Genomic DNA, 26,979 nt, shown 5'->3' on the forward strand with positions numbered 1-26,979 from the left:
TTTTTTTATTAACTATTTTTTACTACCTCTAAATCCACGTGCAATAACATACATTTCAGCACTACGTTTACGTGAAGAGTTAGGCTTTGTTGTTTTTACATTTCTAAATTTTTTCTTTAGATTCTTAATTATTTCTTGATATGCTTCTCCTTGAAAAGCTTTCATAATAAGATTTCCATTATTTTTTAGAATATTATCTATAATTTCAATTACAGCCATTGAAAGATCGTATGCTCTAAAATTATCAATATCTTTAATTCCTGTAAGTTTTGGTGCAGCATCAGATAATACTACATCTGCTTTTCCATCAATTAATTCAATAATAATATCCTGTGTTTCTTTTGTAGTAAAATCTCCTTTAACTCCAGTGTATGCTTCATGATCAATTGGCTTAATATATTCAAGATCAACACTAATAATCTGTCCTTTTCCTTCTTCACCAATAGTTTCAGCAACAACTTGGCTCCATCCACCAGGTGCTGCTCCTAAATCAACTACATTATAATCTGGTTTTAGTAAACTGTATTTCTTATCTAATTGTTTTAATTTATATGATGCACGTGAACGATAATTTTGTTTTTTAGCTAATTTATAATAATGTTCTTTATCATGTTTTGCTTTCCATCTGCTCATATTAATTACCTCCTAAATTGTGAAAAATCTAATGCTTTACATGTTGGTTGTCCTACCTTGATTATTTGAGCATCTACATTTGAATCTTTTATTTCAAGTAACATGACTGTAGGATCACTAAGGCGTGGTTGTGTTGGACTTCCAGGATTTAGAAGTAGTATATCATCTATTTGTTTAATTAATGCTTGATGTGTATGTCCACTAATTAAAATATCCACATTTAATTCTTTAGCTTTGTAATATAGTTGTTGTTCATCACCTTTAGGATATACCACTCCGTGTGTTAGGCCTATTGTTAGGTTATCAATGGATAATATTTCGTATTCATTTAATTCAATATTACCATCACAATTTCCACATACTGCAGTTACTGGTGCAATTTCTTCAAGTTTCCTAATAACACCAGGTGTTTCAACATCTCCTGCATGTAATATTAAATCAACACCTTTAAATACTTCAAAAACCTTTTCTGGAATTTCATATGAACGTGATGGTATATGTGTATCTGATATAACGCCTATTAACATAAAAACATAAACTCCATATTCTTTAATTATACTCTTTTTAAAATAAAATCTATTAATTAATAGTTATATTATTCTTTAATAATTTACTTATTCCATGTTTACAATTACTTTCCATTGAAAAAAATATTAATATTTATATAACCTATTCAAATATCATTTTATATAATAATTTATTTGGAAAAAATATATACTATTTCTATTTGAATAAATTTTTTCTTGAAATAAAAGTGTTAAATATAATCTTTCATTATTATTAATTAAATAAAAAAAGGAGATAGAATATGAGTGAATTAATTATTTGTGAAAAACCTAAAGTGGCTGAAAAAGTAGCTAAAGCTTTATCTGATTCACCAGTAAAAAATTCATATAAAAGAGTACCATATTATGAGTTTACAAATGGAAATGGAACAAAAATTACCGTATTATCTGCAGTGGGTCATTTATTTTCATTAAAAGCAAAAAATAAAAAGGATAAACGTTTATTTGATGTTGAATGGGTACCTTTAAGTGAAACTGATAAATCAAAAAAATATGTTAAAAATTATATAGATACTATAAAGAAATTCTCAAAAGATGCAGATAGATTCATACATGCATGTGATTATGATACAGAAGGAACATTAATAGGATTTAATGCTCTAAGATATATCTGTGGAGAAGATAGTATTGATAAATCATTTAGAATGAAATTTTCAGCTTTAACAAAAAAAGACTTAATAGAATCATATTCAAATGCATATCCATTAAAAGAAGATAAATCATGGGTAGATAGTGGAGAAACACGTCATGTTCTTGATTTCTTATTTGGAGTAAATATCTCAAAATCAATGACAGACTCTGTGTTGAATGTAACAAATAGATATGTTCAATTATCTGCTGGACGTGTACAAACACCAACACTTGCAATACTAACAGAACGTGAAAAGGAAATACAAAAGTTCATACCAGAACCTTACTGGCTAATAAAAGCAAAACTTCAAAAATCAATAGTAGCAGATCATAAGAAGGGTAAAATCTTTGATAAAAAGGAAGTAGATGCAATTCTTAAAAATTGTAAAGGAAAGGATGCTACAGTAGAAAAAATAACCAATAGAAAAACTAAAAAAGATTTACCAGTACCATTTGAATTAGGAACATTACAATCAGAAGCATATGCACAATTTGGTTTTACTCCACGTAAAACACAACAAATAGCACAAAATCTCTATGTTGAGGGATACACATCCTATCCAAGAACATCATCACAGAAACTTCCAGAATCCTTAGGACTACCAAATATACTTAGTCAACTATCTAAACATCCAAAATATAAGGATAAGATAAGTCAACTAGAACAACCATACAAACCACATGAAGGTAAAAAAACTGATGAGGCACATCCTGCAATACATCCAACAGGAACATTACCTAAGGACATATCTGAGGATTATCAGAAGATTTATGATCTTATAACATATAGATTTATCAGTATATTTGGTAAACCTGCAGAAATGGAATCTATAAAAGTAGAATTAGATATTGGCGGAGAACCATTCTCATTTTCAAGACAAAGAATTTCCAAGGAAGGATGGTTAAGTTTAGATCCATATCAGTATAAAAAAGTTAAAAATGAGGAATTCCCAGAGATAAAAGAGGGTCAAACAACTAAAGCTAAAGTAGCTAGTGAAGAAAAAGAAACAAAACCACCTGCAAGATATAATCAAGCATCAATTATAAGGGAACTTGAAAAAAGAGGTTTAGGAACAAAATCCACAAGGGCAAACATAGTTTCAATATTATATACTAGAAAATATGTTGAAGGTAAAAAAATAGAAGTTAGTCAACTTGGTCAACAAATAATAAATACTCTAGAAAAATATTCTGAAAGAATTACTAGTGAACAAATGACTCGTGAATTTGAAACTGACATATCTAATATTAAGGAAAATGAAATTACAGAAGCAACTGTGATTGAAGATGCTAAAAAAGAGTTAAATGGAATTCTTGATTCTATTGATGATAATATTGAAGATATTGGTAAGGAATTATATGGTGCATATGAACAAAGTCGTGTAGTTGGAAAATGTGGTTGTGGTGGTAACTTAATAATAATTTCATCACCACGTGGTGGAAAATTCGTTGGATGTTCTAATTATCCAGATTGTAAGAAAACATATTCATTACCAGCAGGTGCTAATGTTCTTAAAACTACATGTGAAAAATGTGGACTACCACTAATTTCATATGGAAAACCTAGACAAAGAGCATGTCTAGATTTTGAATGTGCAAATGGTGGACAAAAATCAACAAATGATGTTGTTGGTGAATGTCCTGATTGTGGTAAAGATCTAATAAAAAGAATGGGTAGATTTGGTGAATTTATAGGATGTACTGGTTTTCCTAAGTGTAGATTCACATCATCCATCGATGACTTTGAGAAATCTAAGAAAGAATCAGAGAAGAAAGATTAATATAAGAATATAATACTTAGAATGAATAAATTTTCTAGGTATTAACACTCCTTTTTTTTAATTATTTGAAATAATTTCATATAAATGTTTTAGTATGATAAGTGTACCTTCTTTATTTAAGTGTTTATCATCACTTTGTTGTTGTGATGAATAGATACATGCCGGACATCCATTATCACAATCACAATCTCTAACTAATTCATAAGACATTTTAACAATATCTTTAAATAATTTATATGCTTTATTTGTTAATCCAACACCACCTTCAAATCCATCATATATGAATATTGTTGCATTTAATGTGTCTTCATGCATATTTTTAGTTACACCACCTAAATCATATGTATCACACATTACATGGAACGGAGCAACAGAAAGCATGACATTTTCAACACCTTGAAGACATCCCATAAAAACGTCCTTAAATTTTTCACTTGTAACTAGTGTTTCTTCTAAGTGTTGTCTTATATCATAGGGTATTGTAAACCAGAAACCCTTAGTTTTAAAATTCAGTGGTGGAAGATTTAATTTCTTTGATGATGAAATTTTACTAAATGTAATTGTATTGTATCTATCATACTTCTCAGTAACATTTAAACTACCATAACTAAGTTTAATATCTCCAATATTCTCTTCTTTTTCTTTTTTCAATAGTTTAACATCGACTTCTTTCAATGCTTGAGTATAGTAATTTAGATTTTTTTTCTTTACATACACACGACGTTCTTGTATGTCTAGTTTTCTTACAAGATATGTTTCACCATTATGTATTAAAACAGCATTTTCATGTGCTTCTCTAAATGCTTGTTTTTCACTCATTTCTTCAAGGAATTTATGGTCATTGAATACTTTATATGGTTCTGAACGAACATCACTTAGATTTACTTCAAAATTTGGTGATTTATCTTGTTTTAATAATTCAATATCATTATAAACCCACTGATTATCTTTGTATTTAACAATACCTTCAGTTTCTAAATCACTAATTTCATCAATAACAATACCTTCATCATCGAATCCAAAACTTTCAATTTCACCTAATTTTAGTGGAATTTCATATGCTGCACATTTAAGATGTCCTCTTAGTATTTGCTGATTGTTTAAGTCGATTATTGCATGTTCATGTGTTTTATTGAAGAATACTTCTGGATGTTTCATAAAGTATTGATCTAATGGATTTTCAAATGCAAGCATTGTAATAATTGATTCTTGGTTACGTCGTCCAGCACGTCCTGCCTGTTGCCATGTGGATATGAGTGTTCCTGGATATCCTGATATAATAACACTATCTAATGAGCCAATATTTATTCCTAATTCAAGGGCATTTGTTGTTACTATTCCCTTAATTTTACCAGATTTAAGATCATCTTCTATTTTTTTTCTCTCATCAACTGTATATCCTGCTCTATATGCAGTTATTTTATTGCATAATTCTGGTTTTTCAGATTTTAATCTATCCTTTGCTCTAAGAGCAATGACTTCTGCCATTTTACGTGATATTTCAAAACATATTGTTTGTAAATCATTTTTTAAGTATGTGTTAAATAATTTTAAAGTATCTTGGTGTATTGATGGTTTTTTCTTTGATTCAAGAGCATATGGATTAAAGAACATGAAATATTTCTTACCTGATGGTGATCCATTATTATCCACTATTTTAAATTTAAGTCCTGTTAGTTTTTCACTAAATTCCACGGGATTTGCAAGTGTTGCAGTTGATATAATAAATTGTGGATTTGAACCATAGTATTTACAGATTCTTTTTAATCTTCTTATTAAAAATGCCATATTTGAACCAAACACACCTCTATACTGGTGTGCTTCATCTATTATGATGTATTTAATATTTTCGAAGAATCTTTGCCATTGTTTATGCCATGGAAGTATTAGATGTAGTTCATAGGGATTTGTTATAACAAGTCGTGACTTTCTTTTTATTTCGGGTCGTTTTGATTTGGGTGTATCTCCATCATATTTTTCAGGATATATCTCTAAATCATATTCTTTATCAATATTTAATAAGCTCTTTAATTGGTCATTAGCCAATGCCTTTGTTGGATAAATATATAGTGCAGTATCTTGTTTATTATTAGTTAAATCTTCTAGTACAGGTAGTGTGAATGATAATGTTTTTCCACTTGCAGTGGGTGTTGTTATTATTACATTTTCATTGTTTCGAACATGTTTTAGTGCTTCATATTGGTGTGTGTAGAGTTTAATATGGTGTTCTTTAAGATATCTACTCAATGGTTGGGGAAGTTTAACATCTTCTGTTGTATATCTTGCATGTCTTGGAGGAATTTCTTCTATATGTTCAATTCTATCTCTAAACCATTTCTTGTTTTTGAAATATGTGAGTATGTCTGTTATCATTCTTTTTAACTACCTTTATTTTTTAATTTTTTTTATTCTTTAAAATTATATTTATTATTACTATCTGATTTTTGTATTTTAATAAATTAAGTAATTAACCATAGATAAAAAAAGAATGGATTTAGTTATACGTACTATTTTTTGATAATATGTATATTAATCTATTTTTTGGAGTATATTCTGATTTGGTTAATTTTTAATATTTTATTTTATAATATAGTCTATTAAAATTTTTTTTTATTTTTAAAATCTATGTTTGTCCTGTTATTTCTACTTTGTTTAGTTAAATGGATATTTTTTATAATTTAAGTATATTTTTTTATTTATTAATTTATTTTTTTAAGTAATTTGTATTTTATATGTTCTTTTAGGGCTGTATATTTCTCTATTTATTTTTCTAGTGTTTTATTATTCTTAATATAATTTATATATTATTTTGTTAGTGGATTTTTATTTTATATTGTTTTTAAAAATCTTATTTTTTTTAAACTATTTTTTATAAATTTAAATATATCTTTAAACTTAAATCTTTATAAGGATATTTTTTTGATTGATATAAATAAACAATCTAAATTAATATAATAATATTCTCGTTAGATACAGTTTATAATCTGAATTAAAGAAATTTATCAAAATTGACAAATAGTATCCTATTATTCTATCTATATTGGAGGTAAAAAAGGAGAATTAACACATGGACAATAAAAATTTAGCAATCAAAATAGCGCCTTTCATAATCGCGATATTACTAGTATTAGCAGTTTTTGCAGTTAGAGCAGAAACAATTAATCTTGGAGGAATCACCAATTCCAGTCAAAAAGCACTATATCAAGATGATAGTGGAATGCCGTATTTTACTGAGATAGACTCATATTATAATTATCGTTTAACTGAGAATTATTTAAAAAATGGACAACTTGGTGATACGGTTGTTAATGGAACGTCATGGGATTCGTTGTCAACGTCTCCTAATGGTCGTGAAGTTAATTATCAACCAATAATAGTTATATTAGCAGCTTTAGTATATAAATTCGTTAATATGTTTGGATCTGTGTCTTTAACACAGGTAGCATTCTGGCTAGGTCCAATTATAGGATCACTGGCTGTATTACCAGCATTTTATATTGTTAGAAGAGCTACTGGAAATACTTGGGGAGCAATAGTAGCAGGTGTAATTGCAGGAGCAGCACCAGCATACTTCTCACACACATATGGTGGATTTTTTGATACAGATATGTTCAATGTTCTATTGCCGTTAATGATAGTAGTATTCCTAACTGAAAGTGTTTATGCATCAAAACCATTATTTAAGGGTTTATATGCTGGAATAGCATCGTTATTCCTAGGTTTATTTGCTCTGTCATGGAGTGGATATACATACATGGTATTATTAACATTTGGTACATTGATTTTATTCATACCTATTAGCTATATTATGGATAAAAAAGATGGAAAGGATTTATCAAATAAAAAGCAATGGCTTAAAAACAATCCTGCAACATTACCACTTGTAGTATTTATTATACTATCAATAATTATTCTTGCATTAACAGTAGGTTCTTCAATGTTTGAATCAATTACAACTGTTCTTGGTTCAGCAACAAGCTTACAAAGTGCAACTGCAGGTACAGCATATCCTAACGTATATGTATCTGTAGGGGAACTTCAAATTCCACAAGTTATTGATGTAGCAAATCAAAGTGGTGGATTATTCTCATTATTATATGCAGTTGCTGCATTATTCTTAATGGGATATGTATTAAGAAAAAAACCAGTAAACAAAGATAAAAAAGACGAAACTGAAGAAAAAACAGAAACAATTGAGGATAAAAAGCCTAGAAATAGGAGATACACTCCTAAAACTAAAAAAGCTGAAGAAGTTATGCATCATGAAGATGTATTTAAACCAGGAAGATATGAATTAACATCAAAAGAAAAATATAATAACTTATTCCTATATGTTCTTACATTACTTTGGATTCTTGGTATAGCAATAATGTTAACACAAGGTACAAGGTTTATAGAACAATTTGCAGTACCAGTAGCACTGTTATCTGGTCTGTTTGTAGGAATCATGGTTAAATATATCGATTTAAAAACTGAAAATTATTCATATGTAGCATTAATTGCAGCAATACTTGTATTGTTAGCAGTGGTAAGTCCATTATATGCAGATCATTTAGCTTCTTCCCAAGCTGTGGGAAGTACAAACGATGATATGTACAATACATTAACATGGATTAAAGCAAATACATCACAAGACACTGTACTTGCATCTTGGTGGGACTTTGGTCACCTATTCACAGCAGTTGCTGACCGTCAAGTAGTATTTGATGGGGGTTCACAGAATAACATGAGAGCCTATTGGATAGGTAATGCCCTAACATCAACAGATGAGGCAAAATCTGCAGGTATTTTAAGAATGCTTGCAAACAGTGGAGAAGATGCATCTAATACATTAGATTTATATACAAATAATACAGAAAAAACTGTAGAAATATTAAATGCAATTTTACCAATGGATAGAACAGAAGCAAATTCAGCATTAACTGGTACTTATGGCTTATCACAACAAGAAGCTAACTCAGTACTTGATTTAACACATCCTGCAAAAGTAAAACCTGTAAACTTAATATTAAGTTCGGATATGCTTTCAAAAGCAGCATGGTGGTCATACTTTGGTTCATGGGACTTTAAAAACCAAAATTCAACACATTACTCATATTATCCATCTCAAAGTAATATTGAAAACATTAATGGAAGAGAATTTACATTAGGTATGGATAATGGTGTTATAGGAGTAAGTTCACCAACCAATGAAACAAATGGTAGTACAATGACATTTGCATATGTGGATCAATCAAAACTAAATAAAAGTTTAAATATGTCCACACTAGAAGATAAACAACGCATGTCTAAAGAATTATCAGATGGTACTGGAAATACATTACTAAAACCACATAAATTAATTGTTGTAGAAAACAATCAATTAACAGAAAAAATAGTTAACAATAACAGTAACATGTCTATTATGGCTATACATCAAAACGATGGTTCATATTTCACAGTATTATTTGATTCACATTTAGAAGAATCATTATTCACAAAACTATACCTTAAAAGTGGATTAAATGTGACAAGATTCAACATGACACATTCAGAACCAGGAATAAGTGTATGGGATGTATCTGAATATGCAAATACAACTGCCAACAGTACAACAAATTCAAGTACTAATGGTACAAATGTTCAAACAAATACTTCAACTTAAACCCCTCTTTTTTTTTTATTTTTATGATTCAAAGACTAGAATAATGTATTGATATATTAATTTTTTAATGAAATTTTGAGCTTGTAAAAAGTAGATACTCTTTTTTTATAAAACTATGATTTAACTATTTATATAATAACTTATAGAATTATTACCAAATGAATAAGGTTATGGAGATATTATTTTGAAGACACTTTCAGACATTTCAGAATCTGTTTTAATTCCTACTAATTCTTCACTGGATAAACTTCTTGGTGGAGGTATAGAAAAAGGATGTATTACTCAGTTTTATGGACCTCCTGGTTCTGGAAAAACTAATATTGCATTGAAAATATTATATGAAGCTACAAAAAATGGATCTAAGGCAATATATATGGATACTGAAGGTGGATTATCTTTAGAGAGAATACAACAAATAGCGGGAACTGATTTTGGTTCTATATCTAAGAATATTTATATTTTAGAGCCAAAATCCTTTGATGAACAAATATTGGATATTCAAAATATTGAAGACATATTAAAAAAAGACAAATCTATTGATATGTTAATAATAGATTCAATAGTAGCATTGTATAGGGTAGAGGATGGAGATCCTTCAGAAATAAATAAGAGATTGGGTCGGCTAATGGCAAAATTATTGAGATTAAGTAGGGAATATAACGTAGCAATTGTTATTACTAATCAAATATATTCTCCATTTGATTCTGATGATTTAATAATAGAACCTATTGGTGGTACAGTTTTAAAATATTGGAGTAAAATAATAATTGAAATAGAAAAAAGTGTAGATTCTCTAAAAAGAACAGCTACATTACAAAGACATAAAACTAAAGCACCAGGTCAATCAATAAAATTTGAAATTATTGATAGAGGAATTATATAATTAAGAAATAGGGAGTAGAATTATGGTTTTTAAAAAGAAGGAAAAAAGAGTTCCAAGTGGATTTAACACAATAAATGAATTCTTTGATTACTTATATAAAAAAGAAGATTTAATTTGGATGGGACAAAATACTAATCATTTACAAAAGGATAAAGGTATAGAAGATGCATTAATTGCTGGAGCTAAAAAAAGAGATTATTGTAAATATCCACCACCTGAAGGTTTTCCAGAACTTAAAGAATTAATTCTTAAAGATTTAGAATTAGATCCTAATTTATTTGATGTACAAGTAACTGCAAGTGCAACAGAATCTCTATATCTTGCTATAAGTACATCATTATATCATGTAACAAATACAATAGCATCAGATCCAGGATATTTAATTATTAATAACTTCTGTAATAGATTTGGAAATCATGTAAAGGAAGTACCAATATATAATGAGGAATGTGGTTATAAATTAACACCAGAACTTATTAAAGAAAATATAGATATGGAAACAAAATTAATTGTATTAATTGATCCATTAAATCCAATAGGAACAGCATATACTAAGGATGAAATAAAAGAAATTGCAGAAATTGCAAAAGAAAATAATATAATTGTATTACATGATATAACATACAAAGACTTTGCAAGAGATCATACTCTTGTTGCAAAATATGCTCCAGAACATACAATTACAATATATAGTTTTTCTAAAATATTTGGAATGGCAGGTTTAAGAATAGGGGCAGTAATTAGTTCTCCAGATTTAATGAGACCAATAAGAGCTAGTGTAATAAACGATCTTGGAACAAATTCATTAGCACAAGAAGCAGGTATAGCAGGACTACATAGTAAATCATCATGGATTGAAGATATAAAAGAAACATGTTTCAAAAATCAAGAACTTATTAAAGAAGCTGTTGATGAAACACCTGGTGCTTTTCTACCAGTATATCCATCAGATGCAAATATGATGGTAATAGATATTTCACAAACTGGTGTTAAACCAGAGGATCTATCAGAGTATCTTCTAGAAGAAAAAAATATCTTTGTAAGAGAAGGAAATTATACAAGTAAACGCTTTGGAGATAGATACATACGTGTAAGTTATTCCATACCTACAAGTGAAGTTATGGAATTTAGGAATGAATTTAAAAATGCAATATTAACATTACAAAGAAAAAATAAAAAATAAGAAAAAATAAGGAATTAGTTAAGAAGTATTTCTTTCTTCTAATTCACTTGGATTAACTACTTCTACATCCGGAACTTCTTTAGATTCATTATCCTTTGAAATTTCAGATTTAGATATGTTCAATAATAAATAGTCTCCTACTTCAGAAACCATTTCAGGAGTTATTTTAAAATTAACTTTTCTTAAACTAAGTTCATTAGGATTAATAGTTATTTCAGAAATAGTATTTTCTTTAAGATTAATATCAATATCTTGAATTTTACCAATTTCATTAGCATTATCATCTAATACTTTTTTACCAATTAGTTCCGATATTTTCATGTAGTGTTCCTCTAAATAATTTTTTTTATATAATAATATTGATTTTCTTATTAAAATAATCTTTTGTTTTATTAATTTTTAAATAAATAATTTAATTGTATGACTAATAAAAAGGAGGAGAATAAAAGATGCAGGAAGCGTGTAGATTAATAATAGAAGAAGCATTAAGTAGAAATATAACTACAAAGAAGGATTTAGAAAAACTTAAAATTCAAACATGTAGAGACTTAAAATTAAGTGGCTTCATGAGTAATTCTAAAATTTTACAGTATGCAAAACCAGAAGAATTAGAAAGTTTAAGACCAATTCTAATGAAAAAACCAACACGTACAATTTCTGGTGTTGCAATAGTAGCAGTTATGTGTAGGCCACATAAATGTCCACATGGACGATGTAAATACTGTCCTGAGAGTAGCATTGCTCCTCCAAGTTATACTGGTGAGGAACCTGCAGCTTTACGAGCAAGAATGTTCCATTTTCATCCATATGTTCAAACATTCAACAGATTATATCAACTAAAAAATATTGGTCATTCCATAGATAAGGTGGAATTAATAATAATGGGCGGAACATTTGCTTCATGTACTCTTGATTATCAGGAATGGTTTGTAACACAATGTTTAAGGGCAATGAATGATTTTGAAACAGTTAGTAAGAAAATACCAGTAAATCAAAGGGAAATCAAAATAATACCTCCAGAGGATTTCCAATACATACATGATGCACAGAAAAATAATGAACATTCAAAGGTAAGATGTATAGGATTAACATTTGAAACAAGACCAGATTATGCTAAAATGGAAGATATTAATAGAATGTTACAATTTGGAGTAACACGTGTTGAATTAGGTGTTCAAACATTATATAATCATATATATAAACGAGTTGATAGAGGTCATAAAATTCAAGATGTAATAGAGGCAAATCAATTATTACGAGATTCTGGAATAAAAGTTGCCATGCATATGATGCCAGGACTTTTATCTTCATTTAGTAGTGATGTTAACATGTTTAAACGTTTATTTAATGAACCATTATTTTCACCAGACATGTTAAAAATCTATCCATGTCTTGTTACAGAGGGCTCAGAATTCTATGATATGTGGAAAAAGGGCGAATATGAACCATACACATCTCAACAAGCAGTGGATTTAATAGTTGAAGTTAAAAAAATTCTACCAAAATGGGTTAGAACAATGAGAATTCAAAGAGATATTCCAGCAACATTAATTGATGCTGGAGTTAAAAAATCAAATCTTGGAGAATTAGTATATAATCGTCTTGAAGAGGAGGATATTCAATGTCAATGTATTAGATGTAGGGAGGTAGGTCATAAAAAGGCACATGGAATAGAACCTGACTATAATAATATAGAATTACTAAGAACAGATTATGATGTAGTAGGTGGACATGAAATATTTTTATCTATAGAAGATGTGGAAAATGATATTTTAATTGGATTTACTCGTTTAAGAATACCATCCAATAGAGTATTTAGGAAGGAAATTACAAGTTCAAGTTCATTGATTAGAGAATTACATGTTTATGGACAAATGCAGAAAATTGGTAAAAATGATGATAATTTATGGCAACATAAAGGTTATGGTGCCCAATTATTAGAAGAAGCTGAAAGAATAGCAAAAGATGAATATAATAAAAATAAAATGCTAATAATTAGTGGAATTGGTGTAAGAGATTATTATCGTAAATTTGGATATTATAAGGATGGTCCATACATGTCTAAATTCATTTAATTATTCCTTTTCTTTTTATTATTCTCTTTTTATTAAATTACTTATTTATCTATTCTTGAAAAAATAATAAATAGTATAAATAATAATTCATAAAGATAAATATAGTTTAAAAATATTTAAAAACATACTTTTTATAGGTTGTATTATTTTGGAAATAGAAACTTCTGCAAGATTACATTTATCATTAATTGATCTTAATGGATCTGAGGGTAGAATTGATGGTGGTATTGGTATAACACTAAAGAATCCATCATTAATATTAGAGTGTGACTTCAATGATTCTCAAACAGAAATATTATTTGAAGACACAAGATATAGTTATGTGGATGAATATAAATCAAAGATATTAACTGCTTGTAATAATATGCAGGAATATCTTGGAATTAATAATTCCTATAGATTTAGAGTAAAAAAAATCTATCCAATACATCATGGTCTAGGATTGGGAACACAATTACTACTTTCAACTGGACAATTAGTTGCTAAGATTAATGGTGTTGATTTAGATGTTTTTGAAATAGCAAAGATAGTACAACGTGGTGGAACAAGTGGTATTGGAGTACATTCCTTTAATCATGGTGGTTTAATTATTGATGGTGGACATAAAAAAAATATTAAAAAGGATTTTCTTCCATCATCAGCATCGCATGTAGCACCACCACCACTTTTAGTAAGATATGATTTTCCAGAGGATTGGAATATATTAATTGCAACACCTAATTTTAATCAAGGAGTTTCAGGAAGTAGAGAAGTTAATATTTTCCAAGAGTATTCTCCAATAAATTTACATGATGTTGAAAGAATATGTTATATTACTTTAATGAAATTAATGCCAGCAGTATTAGAAAAGGACATTGTAAGTTTTGGTGATGCTATAAATAAGATTCAAACAATAGGATTTAAGAAAATAGAACGGAATCTACAATCACAAAAAGTTAACAATATCATAGAATACATGCTTGATAATGGTATTGAAGGTGCAGGTATGAGTTCATTTGGTCCTACATGTTTTGGTATAACTGATACGAATGTTAAAAGTATGAAAAAAGATCTTCAGGATTTAATGGGTAATGATAGTTTTATAAAAATTACAAATGGAAAAAATGAAGGTTCAAAAATAAGATAGGAGGAAGATTTATGGATAGTATGAAAGGAAAAGTATGGACATTTAGAGATTGTATAGATACTGATGTAATTATTGCTGGAAGATATTTAAGAACATTTAATCCAGAAGATTTAGCAGCACATGTAATGGAAGCTGAAGATCCAGAATTTTCAAGTAAAGTTGGAAAGGGAGATATAATTGTTGGTGGATGGAATTTTGGTTGTGGATCTTCAAGGGAACAGGCACCGGTTGCAATAAAGACAGCAGGAGTATCAGCAGTAATAGCTAAATCATTTGCCAGAATTTTTTATAGAAATGCTATTAATATTGGCTTACCTGTTATAACAGCAGATATTGAAGTGGATGAAGGGGATATTTTAGAAGTAAATATTGAAGATGGAATTATTATAAATGAAACAACTAAAAAAACATTTAAAATTAAGCCATTTGATGCTGAAATGTTGGATATTTTAGAAAATGGTGGTCTTGTTAATCAATATTTAAAAAATAAGAAGGAGGTATAGTTATGGTTTGTCCAGTTTGTGGTGAAGATGAATATGAAATATTAAAGGCTAATGGAAAAAATAATAGACAATTACTAGTTAAATGTGATGAATGTGGACACATATATCATGAAACTGCTCCAGAGGAAGCGCATGAAGTGAAAGTACGTGTTATAATCAGTGAATTTGAAAGATCATGGAAAACTACCATTGATTTATATTCTGATGAATATTTAGAAGTGGGTACTTTATTATATCTTGATGGTAAGGATGTGGAAGTGACTTCTATTGAAAATAATGAGGGAAATAGATGTTATGAATGTCCTGTTATTGATATTAAAACAATATGGGCAAAATCATTAGATACACCTGCACGTATAGGTTTATCAATAGATAATCATGGTACTGTTTTATCTCATAAAATTGAAATTGAAAGGGAATTTACCTTTGCTATAGATGATGTTGGGGAAGTTAATGGTTTAAAATTTAGAATATATGCTTTTAAAACATTGGAAAGAAATATGAGAACGGGTTTTGCTTATGCTAAGGTAATTAAAAGAGTATATGGTAGGTTATTACCACGTAATGATAAATCTAAAGTTAAATATGATTTATCTGAGTATGTTATTAAAACAACAATTAAAGAAAAAGATTATAATTAAAATTTAATATTTTTTGTGATAACATGAAAATATATTTAGAAACACATGGATGTACATTTAATCAAGCAGATACTGATATTATGGCTAATATCTTAGCTAAGAAGTATGATATTGTTTATGATGTAGAAGAAGCTGATGTAATTATACTAAATACATGTTATGTAAAACTTCCTACTGAACAGAAGATGATTACTAAAATTCGTAAATATAAAACCGAGTTTCCAGATAAGAAATTAATTATTGGGGGATGTATGGTTGAAGTTGATGATAAGAGACTTGAAAAATTTGCTGGTGATGATTGCTGGATTGGACCACATAAACTTGATAAAGTGGATGAGGTGGTTGAAAAAGCAATAAATGGTGAAGTAGTACATGAATATGGAAAAACTAGGGCTATTAAAGCTGGTAAGGGTAAAAAAAATTCTGAAAGTTTGGTTCATATTCTTCAAATTTGTGAAGGATGTAATGGTCAATGTACCTTTTGTTGTACAAGAATAGCTCGTGGTTTTTTAATAAGTTATCCAATTGATGTTATTGTTGAGGAAGCAAAAGATGCAGTTGAACATGGTTGTAAAGAATTACAAGTCACTGCTCAGGATACTGCATGTTTTGGTATGGATACTGGTGAATCCTTTGCTGATTTACTAAATAAGTTAGGTGCAATTGAGGGTGATTTTCGTATTCGTGTAGGTATGATGAATCCACAAAGTATTAAAAATCAATTACATGAAGTAATAGATGCATTTAAAAATAATGATAAGATATTTAACTTTGTACATCTACCAATACAATCAGGTAGTCCTAAGGTATTAAAAGAAATGAATAGAAAACATACACTAGATGAATATAAATACATACTTAATGAATTTAGAAAAGAAATTCCTCAAATGTCTCTTGCCACTGATATTATAGTTGGTTATCCAACAGAAACTGAAGAAGACTTTAATCAAACACTAGAATTACTTAAAGAAATAAAACCTGATATTGTACATATATCAAAGTATATGCACAGGCCTGGTGCAAAATCAAATCATCTTAAAGAAATTGATCATAATATTATGAAGAATAGATCACATAGAGTAAATCAAGTAAAAACAGAGGTCATGCTAGAGAAAAATAAAGAATATGAAAATACCATTCAAAATGTTTTAATTACATCTAAGGGATCCTCTGGTGGATATGTTGGCTACACTGATTCATATAAAAATGTAATAGTGGATGAAGCTGAAATTGGTTCATTTATGGATGTAAAAATAATTGAAGGTAAAAGAACATATCTCTTAGCACAAAGAATATAATATGTATAATTAATTAAAAGAGTAAATAAATAAAAAAATAGAAAAGATTTGATATTATGAATTATATAGTATGTCGAAATTGTAAAAGAGTTATTGAGGTTAAGGAAAATACTCCATTAGTCTTTGATAAATGTGAAAATTGTGGACATACCCTTGAATTTGCAGCTGATAATCGTGACTTACAATTTATATTAAATGATGTAGAAGTACCAAAAATAGCATACCATAAAATATGTGCTAAATGTAAATCATTGAATCCACGTGAAACTGGTGCTTGCCTATTCTGTGGATCTACAAGTTTTAAGTATCAATATGATTTAGATAGTTTAAATAAGTATAAAAATAGTTTAAATTTGAATCAGATGCAAATGACAAACATGTCTGATAATTATCAACAATCAATTTCAAATAATTGGCTTTATAGAATATTAGCTTTAATACTTGGAATAATTGATTTTTTCTTTGTTGTTATGATTGGACTTGGTTTAATTATAGGTGATGGTCCACTACCAACAGATTCTATGGCATTTATTATGCAACATTTTAATATGATGATGATTGTGTTAATAGTGGCACTATTTGTTTCAGGTTTTCTTTCAATTTTCATATTACCAAAAATGAAATATAAAGATTCATTCATGTTATCAGGATTACTTGGACTTATTATTGGATTAATCACAATAATAACAACTACTGATATATTAGTAATTATACCATCAATGGTATTGTGTGCTATAATAACTGGAATTGGTGGATTAGTTGCACAATTTATTGTTCATAAAATAATTGGAAGATTTTTTGGCAGATAAAAACTGCTATTAATCTATTTATCTTTTTTTGTAGAATTATTAAAATAGCTTTTTTAAATGTGTGTGTATACTAATACACTTTATACTATAGACTTAATTAAATTATTTTTTTTAATGTTAGAAATAGTAATATTATTTAAAATATGCCGTGGGCCGGACTTGAACCAGCGACATCCAGATCTTCAGTCTGGCGTTCTCCCAACTGAACTACCACGGCAATTAAAATTAGAATTTAATATGGGCCGAACGAGATTCGAACTCGTGATCCCCTCCACGTCAAGGAGGTATCATACCTCTAGACCACCGGCCCAGAAATATATTTTTCAATACTTATTTATAAATTATTTATTCTCTATTATATATACTTTTCTATCCATGATTATTTAAAGAAGTTATTATAGATTAATTACTATATTCTAAATGAATAATAAAACAATTTAAAAGGAGATTAGTATGGATTTAGATAGCACAATAGAAAAAACCATAAGTCAAATTCAAAAACTTATGAATGCTAATAGTATTGCAGGTAATCCAATACCTGCTGGTGATAGAATTATTATTCCTATCTCAAAAACAGCACTAGGTTTTGGTGTGGGTGTAGCTTCTAATGCTAAAAAAGATGAAGATTCTGCTTTAGGTGGGGCTGGTGGTGGAGGTTCTATTGATCCTATAGCATTGCTTGTAGTATATAATGATGTTCCGGGACCAGAGGGTGTTGAAATATTACCATTAGATAACATGGGAACTCCACTTGAAGATTTACTTTTAGGTGCAGGAAAAGCTTTAACAGGATTTTTAGGAAATAAATCAGGTAAATCTGATGAAGGTAAATCTAGTGAAACTAATATTAATAAAATCAAAACTAAAATAAAACCAAAAAGTACTGAAAGTACTAAATCTACTCAGAAAAAAGATACTAATTAAGTATTCTTTTAATTTTTTTTAAATATTTTTTTAAGTAATTTCTAGGGCTAAATTTATGATTCTTCAAATTATATTTATGTTGTTATTAATTGTAATTTTATTAATATTCATATTCTTTTTGAAGCCATTGGGTGTATATTTATCATTTCATAGAAATAATCAAGCTTTGAATGGTGAAATAATAATTACACATTATTTTTTAAAGTTAAGATATGTTTTTGAAAAGAAAGCTTTAGATGTGTTTGTAATATGGAAATCAAGGAATTTTCTACTTAGAACTATAAATTTAGATTCTATAGATGAAAATAATTCTAATGATAATAATGATGGTGATGAGGATAAAGGGGAAGATAACACTGATGAATATGAAGATGAATTTTCAAGTAATTTATTAGAAAATGCTAAAGAAATATATCCAACACTAAAAGCATCTACATCAGATTTATATAAAATTGTAGTTTTAATTGTAACTTTATGTAAATTTAAGGAAAGTAACATTAAATTAGATTTTGGTTTGAAAAATAATAATTTAACAATAAAGATTTGTAATATTTTATGGGCTATAACAGCACCATTATATCCTTTTGATATTCATATTCTAATAACACCTGTTATAAATAAGGCTGTTGTTAATTTTGATTGTGAAGTTTCATTTGATATTATAATAATGAATATACTACGAATAATATTCAAGATAATTACAAGTATAAACATATTAAAATTAATAATAAAAATAATTAAAATCGCACGTAGGTGATTAAATGTCAATTACTAAAAAATATTTTATTGATCCTATAATAATCAATAATAGAAAGATATATCCCTATGTAAAATTAGATGTGGATGTTATTGGTAGTGGATTTTTAAGTCTAGATTATGAAGTTATTGCTTTTAAAATAATTGAGAAAAGTGAGATATTTTTTAAAAATGTTTCTATGTCTGATAATGAGTTTAATAACTTCAAAAAAAAATTTATAGAAAATAAATAAGTATTTATTTTACTTATAATTCTTTGTAAGCGATACTTATATCTTCTGCTTTTAAAGTTTTTCTTCCATTTTCTTCAGCATTATTTAATGCTAATTTAGCAAGTTCTTCTGCAGTATCTTCTAAAAATGCAGATAATTCAACTTTAGCATCTTCACTTACTCTTTCTGCACCACCGTTTTTTATAATTCTACCTAATGGTGTTAAGGGTAATTCGGACATATATAGTTACCTCCTTTTCAATATTAAATAAAAAAATTTATCTATTGTTGTATTTTTTTAATAGTATAACATAAAAGTGGTATTTCATAAAATTTTTTTTGAAGATATTTCTTATTTTTTTTAGAAATACAGTATATGTTATGATTTATTATCTTTTAAATACTCTATTTATGTTAAGTAATATAATATTGTTTTTATTTAAAACTTTCTAATTTTTTTTTAAATCCTTAATTTTATTTATATTATTCTTTTTGAAAAATATTATGTTGATTATTTAAGGTTATCTAAAAGTCATTAATTTTATAAATTTTAAAAAAAGATATTAAAAGAATTGGATTTTAATTTCCATGTTCTTTTTTGGCTTTATTAATGTTTTTGATAATTTCTCTAGCTCTATCTGAATTTAAAGGTATGTTAAATTTAGATTCTACACTTTCTCTGTAAATATTGTTCATTGAACAAAATGGGATAATTCTACCATCTGGTGTAGCATAATGAATTACACATCGACTTACTCTATCTTGATCAAAGTTAAATGGATCCATAAAGTGCATACAGGATATAAGTAGAGCATTCATATGGAAATCACCTAATGCAAGATAATCTTGTTTTATGAATATATTTTTTAATAAATCAATAATATCTATATAGCTTGGTGTTTCATCAGTATCAATAGTTTTAGGTAGATTTTTTAGAGCTTTAGCTAGTGTTTTTGTTTTTGAGTATTTTGTGTTTTTCTCAATACCTGGAATACTATCTTCAATTAATTTCATGAATTTATCAACGTTAATAAAGTCTGTGATAGGAATTATTTCACCATTATCTTCCTTAAATACATAAGTTCCAACACCACAATGTTCATGACAGGTTAATGTAACTTCATCTTCTTCATTATTCATAGCAGCAATTAATTCAGAAATTGGAGCTACAGTAGCTGCAGGATAGAATGCTTCTTTTTTAATTTTTCCATTTGTTTGTTTTTCAACATCATTGACAAGATCATCAATTGTTATACGTTGTTGTTCTACTTTATCAGAGGGTGTACGTCCTGCAAATGATACTGGTTGGAAGTTAACTCCACGAATAACATCAATATTATCCAATGCAAATTGAATAATATCTCCAATTTGATCATCATTTATTCCTTTAACAAGTGTAGGTACTAATACAACACCAAGTCCTACTTTTCTACAATTTTCAATAGCTTCTATTTTTTTATCTAGAATATTAGCATTTCTAGTTTTTATGTATGGTTCTTCAGTAACTCCATCAAATTGTAAATAAACAGTATTTAGTCCTACATCTTTAAGTTCTTTAGCTAAATTTTCATTGTTAGCAAGTTCAATTCCATTTGTTGCAATTTGAGTATGTGTAAATCCTTCTTCTTTAGCTATTTTAATGAGTTCTACAATATCACTTCGAACAGTAGGTTCTCCTCCAGAAAATTGTATTGCTGGTGTAGCAACTGGTTGATTTTTTCTTAAATTTTTAAGCATTCCTCTAATTTCATCTTGAGTAGGTTCATATAATGTACCAGAAGCAGCAGCATTAGCAAAACATATTGGACAGGTTAGATTACATCTATTTGTCACATCAATTAAACCAAGTATTGTTTGACTTTTATGTTGGTTACATAATCCACAATTAGATGGACATTCTCCATTTTCAGCATCTTTAAGATTTTTTAATCTGTGTGGTTCTGGTTCATAGGCTAATGTTTTTTCAAATAATTTAGCATCATGCCAATAGGTATTTTTAAAAGTTCCATGTTCAGAGCATGTTTTTTCAATAAAAATCTTATTATCTTCAGAATAAACTTCAGCATCTAATATTTTTAAACAGTTTGGACATAAGCTTTTAGTTTTAGAAATTGTTGATATTCTAAACACTCCCCTTTATTTTTTTTTAAATTCTCTCTATTAATTATAATAATTTGTTTTTTATATTTAAAGTATTTATTTGACTATAATAATTATTATTAATTATATTGATTAGGTATAATTATATATTGCTTATATTTATGGAAATTACATATATTATAATAATAGTAAAATTATAAGTATAAATATAATTACAAAATTCTGAGGTTTATTATGGATATTTTAACTTTAATTTTTTATTCAATATATTTAATGATTCCAGCATATCTTGCTAATGGTTCTGCATTAGTGTTTGGTGGTGGAACTCCTATGGATTTTGGTCATTATTGCTGGGATAATCGTAGATTAATTGGTGATGGTGTCACATGGAGAGGTACTGTTTGTGGTGGCTTGTTTGGAATGGTTATTGGAGGTATTTTAGGACTTCTAGCAACTTATGGTATTGGAAGTTATTTTTTTAATATAACTGCTTCACAAATAACATTCATGTCTGGGTTTGTACCTCAAGGATTATTGGTTGGCTTTTTATTAGGTTTTGGTGCACTTATTGGTGATGCTATTGGTAGCTTTTTAAAAAGAAGATTGAATTTTGAACGTGGAAAACCAGTACCATTACTAGATCAGTTAGACTTTGTTGTTGTTTCATTATTATTTGTTTCAACAGTTGTTAGTCTAAGTTTGGAAATGATTGTAATAATCATACTTGTAAGTATCTTTTTACATCTTGGTGCAAATATGTTTGCATATATGATTAATTTAAAAGATGTATGGTATTAAGAAATAAAAATAATGAGAAAAGGATTGATTAGATTCAATCAAATCATTTTTTTTTTAAATGTATTGTATTAATGGAAAATCTTGTGAAATATATTCTTCCACATACATTTGTATGGCGCCTATTGTTGTTATAATACTTGTGGCTTCTTTTGAAATATATTCATCAATATTAATAATATTTAATCCCAATTGTTTTGCAGCATTTTTACAAATATTTCCATGACCAAAATCAGATATTACTACAGTATCAAGTCCAGTTTTTTCAACAACTTTTATTAATCCCGTTAATACTTGATTTACTTGTTTTTTGTATATGTATTGTGCCATGTTGTTGATTGTTTCATCTGTTAATGAGTCTAAATCAGCACAAACAAGTCTACTTAATCTTCTTTTACATGAAACAATGTCTTTATCCTTATTATCTGGAGTATTGCATGTATATTCTTCTTGGGTAATATTTCCAAGTATTCTATGAACATCGGCTGTTATTGTAAATAATTCACTACTTACAGAAGTATCTATATTATATATAGGAATACTATGAACAATTGTTGCAATATTTGTACGTAACATTCCTGTATACACTAATTCACCAGAACCTAATCTTTCAACATCTGTATGTTTTGCAATGTTTTGTTTATTTATTATTGGAATAATATCTGTTGTAGTTGTACCCATATCCATAAAAATACAGTTATTTTTTATGTATTTTATTGCATTGGATGTACCTACCCAGTTAGCTGCAGCTGCATTTAATGGATTTTCAAGAATATCATCATATGATTTAAGTCCATCAAATGTTACAAATTTAACTATTTTATCATTAAATATAGTCATTACTTTTTTAGATATGTCTAGAACACCTTCTGTTTTACTCTCATATGAATCTGCTAATTCTGCAGTCATTGTTACACAAACTACATCAATACTATCTAAATCATCTTGTGATAGTTTTAAAAGACATTCTGGTAATTTATCATTTTCAATCCACATTGGAAGATATTCTTTTGATTTTTTAATAGATTTTATTTGTTTTTCATCGTTTATTTCTATGATAGCACAATCTGTATTTGCTCCACCAATATCTAATCCCATTATTTTCATAGTTTCATCTTCATTACTTTTTTGTTATTTATAGAATGTTCCATTATTATTTATTGTAATTTCTCTTTTTTTATCAGCCAATAGAAGTTCTATTATTGTTTGTGTTAAATTTACATTAACAATATTATGCAGTACTATATATGGAGTTGTAATGCGTGAATTTATTTCAACAAAATATATTTCATTCTTACTTATAATATAATCAATACCAATAAATCCATATAAACCATTGATACTTTTTATAATATCTTTTGAAATATCAATGATTCTTTCTTTAAGTGGATGTTCTATGGGAGTTTTACAACCCATGTATTTTATCTGATTTTTACTCTCAGTAATTTCCTGTGAATTAATACTGATACATTTAATGTATTTGTTATTACATATTGCACTTATACTGATGGGTGTTCCAACTATGTATTGTTGTATTATTGCAGTTTTTATGGAATGTTCTTCATATGTTGTAATTATTTTTTTTAATTCTTCTGTGTTATGTATGTGGTATATTAGATTAGATGATGTTTTATCATCAGGTTTAATTATACTATCTTTTAAATCTATGTGTTTATTGATATAATCATAGTCTGTCATTGAAACATCTATTTTAAACGATGGTATTTTTCTTATATTCGATGGAACTTCCATGTATGTTTTATATTTGCTACTACATATATAGGAAGCATTACTTGTTGGTCCAATTAAAAAAACATCGTTTTTTTCTAAGATACAAGTAATGTTGTACTGAATTAAATCATCCTCAGGAGCAATAAAAATACAACAATCATAATTAGAACAATTATTATCTAACCACTCACATAAATCACAATCAATATAAATAACATTAGAATGGGGATATATGTCTATTTTTAAATTTTTATTGAGAAGATATGTAACATCATACTCTTTTATACCATCTAAATCAGAGAGAAGACTTTTTAACATGTTAAGTCCCTCTGATATAAGATTATCCTCAAATATTACAGTTGAATACTCAAATACAAGTACTTTCATAATAAACACTTAAATTATTTTTTCAATATTTTAATTAACCTACAATCAGCCTTTTTTTCCTGTTCATGTAACATATATTCCTTTTTTAAAAATTCAACAAGTTTGTTTTTTGCATATTCTGAATCCTTAAATTTAATATTTTTATACTCCATGTCACTTAATATTAATCCATTAGCAGGTGCTGGTTGTAATCTAATAAATTGTCTTAATTCTTTAGGTTTTAATAATTCATTAATATCATTAATATCTAGTTTACCATAACCAACTTCCATAATGGATGTAACCATTTTACGAACCATATTCCAAAGAAAACTCTCACCTACAATAGTAAATATAAGAACATCTTCGTCTACTTCTAGATTAACATCAATTATTTTTCTATTGGGATTTTTTTCATTTCTTTTAGAAAAATTTCTAAAATTATGTTTTCCAATAAAAGATTCCATTGCAACATGCATCTTAGTAATATCTAAATTCTTCTTTTCAAAGGGACTAATGGGTTGAATATATGTGTATGTTCTAGTTAGGGGAAATCTAACCTTAAAACCATATGGAACACGAGCTTCTCCAATAATCTTTATATCATCAGGTAATAGGCCATTTAATTGATTTATATGAATATCTTCATCTGTAATAAATGAAATAACATTTCCAGTAGAATGAACTCCCTTATCTGTTCTACCAGCTACAGAATAATGGGCAGTCCATGTATCTTCAATAATATTTGTTTCCTTAAAAACTCTAAGTAATTCACCTTCAACTGTTCTATAATTTGGTTGTCTTTGGTATCCATGAAAATTAGAACCAATATAAGCTATTTTTAATGCAACTCGTCTCATATAATAACAAACTCTACTTATTTTTTCTATATATGTATATGTAAAATATTCTTTAAGTTTTTTATCAACATATTAAACGTTAATAACATAATATATTAAACATATAAATTTAAAATAATTAGAACTTTTTTATAAAAAAATGAGTTGAATATAATGATTATAATACCAGCAGTAGATATTAAAAATGGGAAATGTGTACAGTTAGTACAAGGAGAACCTGGAACAGAACAAGTAGTAATTGAAAATCCTGCAGAAGTAGCAAAACAATGGGAACAAAAGGGAGCAAAAAAATTACATATTGTTGATTTAGATGGTGCACTAGGTAGTGGAAGAAATCTTTCAATAGTCAAAGAAATAATAGAAAAAACAAAGTCTCCTATTCAATTGGGTGGAGGAATAAGATCCGTTAGTGATGCAAAGAAATTACTTGAAATTGGAGTTAACACTGTAATAATAGGTACAATGGCAATTAAAAATCCAGAAATAATCAAGGAATTATCTAGTGAATATGGTTGTGAAAGAATCTGTGTTTCTTTAGATAGTAAAAACAACAAAGTAGTAACACATGGCTGGAAAGAATCTACAGATAAAACACCAATTGAATATGCTAAATTATTTGAAAAAATGGGTGCAGGTTCAATACTATTTACAAATGTGGATGTTGAAGGGTTATTAAATGGAATAAATCTTGAACCTATAAAAGAATTATTAAATAATGTCTCTATTCCAATAATATATTCTGGTGGTATAACTTCTGTTGATGATTTAAAAGTTTTATCAGATATTGGAGTAGATTATGTTGTAATTGGTTCTGCATTATACAAAGGATTAATAACATTAGAAGATGCTTTAAAATATCAAAAATAGATTAAAGGGGGTATTTAAATTAAAGTTATGGCTTCAGGAACATTTGATATAATACATCCAGGTCATGGTTTTTACTTATCAGAATCAAAAAAACTTGGTGGAGATAATGCAATTTTAATGGTTGTTGTTGCAACAGATAAAACAGTTAAAAATCATAAACGAGTACCTATTGTGGGTGAAAAACAACGGTGTGAAATGGTATCTATGTTAAAAGGTGTTGATGAAGCATATGTTGGGGATGAAAAAGATCCTTTTAAAATAGTTAAAGAAAAAAAGCCAGACATAATAACGATAGGTCCTGATCAAAACTTCAATCCAGACTCATTACACAAATCTCTTCTAAAAAAGGGATTAGACATAAAAGTTGTTAAAATAAATGATTATAAAAAATTTGAATTAGATAGTAGTTGTAAAATTATACGTAAAATAAAACAAACAGATTTTGATATGGATTATTTGGAAAATTGCCAATAGTGAATATATAAAATTTAATGAGTATATTTGATGTTATTTCTTTTAATATGTCATTTAGGTGGATATGGGAATAGAATATTTTTTGATTATTTGGGTATAATTAATTAGTATAATAAATCCAT

25 protein-coding genes and 2 tRNA genes are annotated in these 26,979 nt (G+C 27.6%); 16 read left to right on the top strand and 11 right to left on the bottom strand.

Annotated features, from left to right (window positions below; translation table 11 throughout):
- Nucleotides 1-12 precede the first annotated feature (12 nt).
- Entirely contained in the window at nt 13-633 is a 621-nt protein-coding gene (locus BZ132_RS01925) for an RlmE family RNA methyltransferase (protein WP_011405967.1), read from the bottom strand.
- Between the two features lie 5 nt (nt 634-638).
- Complete coding sequence (locus tag BZ132_RS01930) at nt 639-1,160, bottom strand: metallophosphoesterase (protein ID WP_286940293.1); 522 nt, start codon at nt 1,158-1,160, stop codon at nt 639-641.
- Between the two features lie 281 nt (nt 1,161-1,441).
- Between BZ132_RS01930 and topA the strand changes: the two genes are divergently transcribed.
- The gene (gene topA / locus BZ132_RS01935; RefSeq protein WP_011405969.1) at nt 1,442-3,610 is read left to right on the top strand and encodes a DNA topoisomerase I; all 2,169 of its coding nucleotides are present in this window, start codon (nt 1,442-1,444) and stop codon (nt 3,608-3,610) included.
- A 57-nt stretch (nt 3,611-3,667) separates the two neighbouring features.
- Here topA and BZ132_RS01940 read toward each other — a convergent pair whose 3' ends face one another.
- The gene (locus BZ132_RS01940) at nt 3,668-5,983 is read right to left on the bottom strand and encodes a DEAD/DEAH box helicase (protein ID WP_011405970.1); all 2,316 of its coding nucleotides are present in this window, start codon (nt 5,981-5,983) and stop codon (nt 3,668-3,670) included.
- Nucleotides 5,984-6,677: 694 nt separating this feature from the next.
- Between BZ132_RS01940 and BZ132_RS01945 the strand changes: the two genes are divergently transcribed.
- From BZ132_RS01945 to BZ132_RS01955, 3 genes are all read left to right on the top strand, one after another.
- Nucleotides 6,678-9,254, top strand: a complete 2,577-nt coding sequence (locus BZ132_RS01945; RefSeq protein ID WP_286940297.1) for an STT3 domain-containing protein — start codon at nt 6,678-6,680, stop codon at nt 9,252-9,254.
- Nucleotides 9,255-9,438: 184 nt separating this feature from the next.
- Entirely contained in the window at nt 9,439-10,137 is a 699-nt protein-coding gene (gene radB, locus BZ132_RS01950) for a DNA repair and recombination protein RadB (protein ID WP_011405972.1), read from the top strand.
- A gap of 22 nt (nt 10,138-10,159) precedes the next feature.
- Nucleotides 10,160-11,320, top strand: coding sequence for a pyridoxal phosphate-dependent aminotransferase (locus BZ132_RS01955; RefSeq protein ID WP_011405973.1), 1,161 nt, complete (start codon nt 10,160-10,162; stop codon nt 11,318-11,320).
- Between the two features lie 18 nt (nt 11,321-11,338).
- Here BZ132_RS01955 and BZ132_RS01960 read toward each other — a convergent pair whose 3' ends face one another.
- A complete protein-coding gene (locus BZ132_RS01960; RefSeq protein ID WP_011405974.1) occupies nt 11,339-11,641 on the bottom strand; it encodes a PRC-barrel domain-containing protein in 303 nt (100 codons plus the stop codon).
- 128 nt (nt 11,642-11,769) lie between these two features.
- Here BZ132_RS01960 and BZ132_RS01965 point away from each other — a divergent pair, with 128 nt between their 5' ends.
- From BZ132_RS01965 to BZ132_RS01990, 6 genes are all read left to right on the top strand, one after another.
- Nucleotides 11,770-13,395 carry a tRNA uridine(34) 5-carboxymethylaminomethyl modification radical SAM/GNAT enzyme Elp3 gene (locus tag BZ132_RS01965; protein ID WP_286940301.1) on the top strand — a complete coding sequence of 542 codons (1,626 nt, stop codon included), beginning with the start codon at nt 11,770-11,772 and terminating at the stop codon, nt 13,393-13,395.
- Nucleotides 13,396-13,543: 148 nt separating this feature from the next.
- Nucleotides 13,544-14,521: a beta-ribofuranosylaminobenzene 5'-phosphate synthase gene (locus tag BZ132_RS01970; RefSeq protein WP_011405976.1), complete on the top strand. Its 978-nt coding sequence runs from the start codon at nt 13,544-13,546 to the stop codon at nt 14,519-14,521.
- Nucleotides 14,522-14,532: 11 nt separating this feature from the next.
- Nucleotides 14,533-15,024, top strand: coding sequence for a homoaconitase small subunit (hacB, locus tag BZ132_RS01975; RefSeq protein ID WP_011405977.1), 492 nt, complete (start codon nt 14,533-14,535; stop codon nt 15,022-15,024).
- Nucleotides 15,025-15,026: 2 nt separating this feature from the next.
- Nucleotides 15,027-15,665 carry an HVO_0476 family zinc finger protein gene (locus tag BZ132_RS01980; RefSeq protein WP_011405978.1) on the top strand — a complete coding sequence of 213 codons (639 nt, stop codon included), beginning with the start codon at nt 15,027-15,029 and terminating at the stop codon, nt 15,663-15,665.
- 23 nt (nt 15,666-15,688) lie between these two features.
- Nucleotides 15,689-16,963: a tRNA (N(6)-L-threonylcarbamoyladenosine(37)-C(2))-methylthiotransferase gene (locus BZ132_RS01985; protein WP_011405979.1), complete on the top strand. Its 1,275-nt coding sequence runs from the start codon at nt 15,689-15,691 to the stop codon at nt 16,961-16,963.
- Between the two features lie 56 nt (nt 16,964-17,019).
- Nucleotides 17,020-17,772 carry a hypothetical protein gene (locus tag BZ132_RS01990; protein WP_011405980.1) on the top strand — a complete coding sequence of 251 codons (753 nt, stop codon included), beginning with the start codon at nt 17,020-17,022 and terminating at the stop codon, nt 17,770-17,772.
- 144 nt (nt 17,773-17,916) lie between these two features.
- On the opposite strand, the gene BZ132_RS01995 is transcribed toward BZ132_RS01990, so the two are convergent.
- Nucleotides 17,917-17,989, bottom strand: a tRNA-Phe gene (locus tag BZ132_RS01995).
- Between the two features lie 21 nt (nt 17,990-18,010).
- A tRNA-Val gene (locus BZ132_RS02000) sits at nt 18,011-18,082 on the bottom strand.
- A 143-nt stretch (nt 18,083-18,225) separates the two neighbouring features.
- On the opposite strand from BZ132_RS02000, the gene BZ132_RS02005 reads away from it, so the two are divergent.
- The 3 genes from BZ132_RS02005 to BZ132_RS02015 all read left to right on the top strand — a co-directional run bounded on the left by BZ132_RS02005 (nt 18,226) and on the right by BZ132_RS02015 (nt 19,685).
- Nucleotides 18,226-18,696, top strand: coding sequence for a GerW family sporulation protein (locus BZ132_RS02005; RefSeq protein ID WP_011405981.1), 471 nt, complete (start codon nt 18,226-18,228; stop codon nt 18,694-18,696).
- 238 nt (nt 18,697-18,934) lie between these two features.
- Nucleotides 18,935-19,453 (top strand): DUF2953 domain-containing protein, encoded by a 519-nt coding sequence (locus tag BZ132_RS02010; protein ID WP_158005522.1) that lies wholly within the window; start codon nt 18,935-18,937, stop codon nt 19,451-19,453.
- Between the two features lie 4 nt (nt 19,454-19,457).
- Nucleotides 19,458-19,685, top strand: coding sequence for a hypothetical protein (locus tag BZ132_RS02015; RefSeq protein ID WP_011405983.1), 228 nt, complete (start codon nt 19,458-19,460; stop codon nt 19,683-19,685).
- A gap of 13 nt (nt 19,686-19,698) precedes the next feature.
- Here BZ132_RS02015 and BZ132_RS02020 read toward each other — a convergent pair whose 3' ends face one another.
- Together BZ132_RS02020 and tes are read right to left on the bottom strand one after the other, a co-directional pair.
- Nucleotides 19,699-19,905, bottom strand: a complete 207-nt coding sequence (locus BZ132_RS02020; protein WP_011405984.1) for a histone family protein — start codon at nt 19,903-19,905, stop codon at nt 19,699-19,701.
- 338 nt (nt 19,906-20,243) lie between these two features.
- Complete coding sequence (gene tes, locus BZ132_RS02025; protein ID WP_286940306.1) at nt 20,244-21,794, bottom strand: tetraether lipid synthase Tes; 1,551 nt, start codon at nt 21,792-21,794, stop codon at nt 20,244-20,246.
- A 204-nt stretch (nt 21,795-21,998) separates the two neighbouring features.
- Here tes and BZ132_RS02030 point away from each other — a divergent pair, with 204 nt between their 5' ends.
- Nucleotides 21,999-22,562: a CDP-2,3-bis-(O-geranylgeranyl)-sn-glycerol synthase gene (locus BZ132_RS02030; protein WP_286940307.1), complete on the top strand. Its 564-nt coding sequence runs from the start codon at nt 21,999-22,001 to the stop codon at nt 22,560-22,562.
- 54 nt (nt 22,563-22,616) lie between these two features.
- Here the strand turns inward: BZ132_RS02030 and BZ132_RS02035 are convergent, their stop codons facing one another.
- The 3 genes from BZ132_RS02035 to truA are packed head-to-tail and all read right to left on the bottom strand — an operon-like array spanning nt 22,617 to nt 25,516.
- Nucleotides 22,617-23,666, bottom strand: coding sequence for a hydantoinase/oxoprolinase family protein (locus tag BZ132_RS02035; protein ID WP_011405987.1), 1,050 nt, complete (start codon nt 23,664-23,666; stop codon nt 22,617-22,619).
- A 24-nt stretch (nt 23,667-23,690) separates the two neighbouring features.
- A complete protein-coding gene (locus tag BZ132_RS02040) occupies nt 23,691-24,677 on the bottom strand; it encodes an ATP-grasp domain-containing protein (RefSeq protein ID WP_011405988.1) in 987 nt (328 codons plus the stop codon).
- A 14-nt stretch (nt 24,678-24,691) separates the two neighbouring features.
- A complete protein-coding gene (truA, locus tag BZ132_RS02045) occupies nt 24,692-25,516 on the bottom strand; it encodes a tRNA pseudouridine(38-40) synthase TruA (RefSeq protein WP_011405989.1) in 825 nt (274 codons plus the stop codon).
- A gap of 153 nt (nt 25,517-25,669) precedes the next feature.
- Here truA and hisA point away from each other — a divergent pair, with 153 nt between their 5' ends.
- Both hisA and BZ132_RS02055 read left to right on the top strand, forming a co-directional pair.
- Nucleotides 25,670-26,383, top strand: a complete 714-nt coding sequence (gene hisA, locus BZ132_RS02050) for a 1-(5-phosphoribosyl)-5-[(5-phosphoribosylamino)methylideneamino]imidazole-4-carboxamide isomerase (RefSeq protein ID WP_011405990.1) — start codon at nt 25,670-25,672, stop codon at nt 26,381-26,383.
- 27 nt (nt 26,384-26,410) lie between these two features.
- The gene (locus tag BZ132_RS02055; protein WP_011405991.1) at nt 26,411-26,857 is read left to right on the top strand and encodes an adenylyltransferase/cytidyltransferase family protein; all 447 of its coding nucleotides are present in this window, start codon (nt 26,411-26,413) and stop codon (nt 26,855-26,857) included.
- The last annotated feature ends 122 nt before the right edge of the window (nt 26,858-26,979 follow it).

This window comes from Methanosphaera sp. DEW79 (genome assembly GCF_003266085.1).
GTDB classification, from domain to species: domain Archaea; phylum Methanobacteriota; class Methanobacteria; order Methanobacteriales; family Methanobacteriaceae; genus Methanosphaera; species Methanosphaera stadtmanae.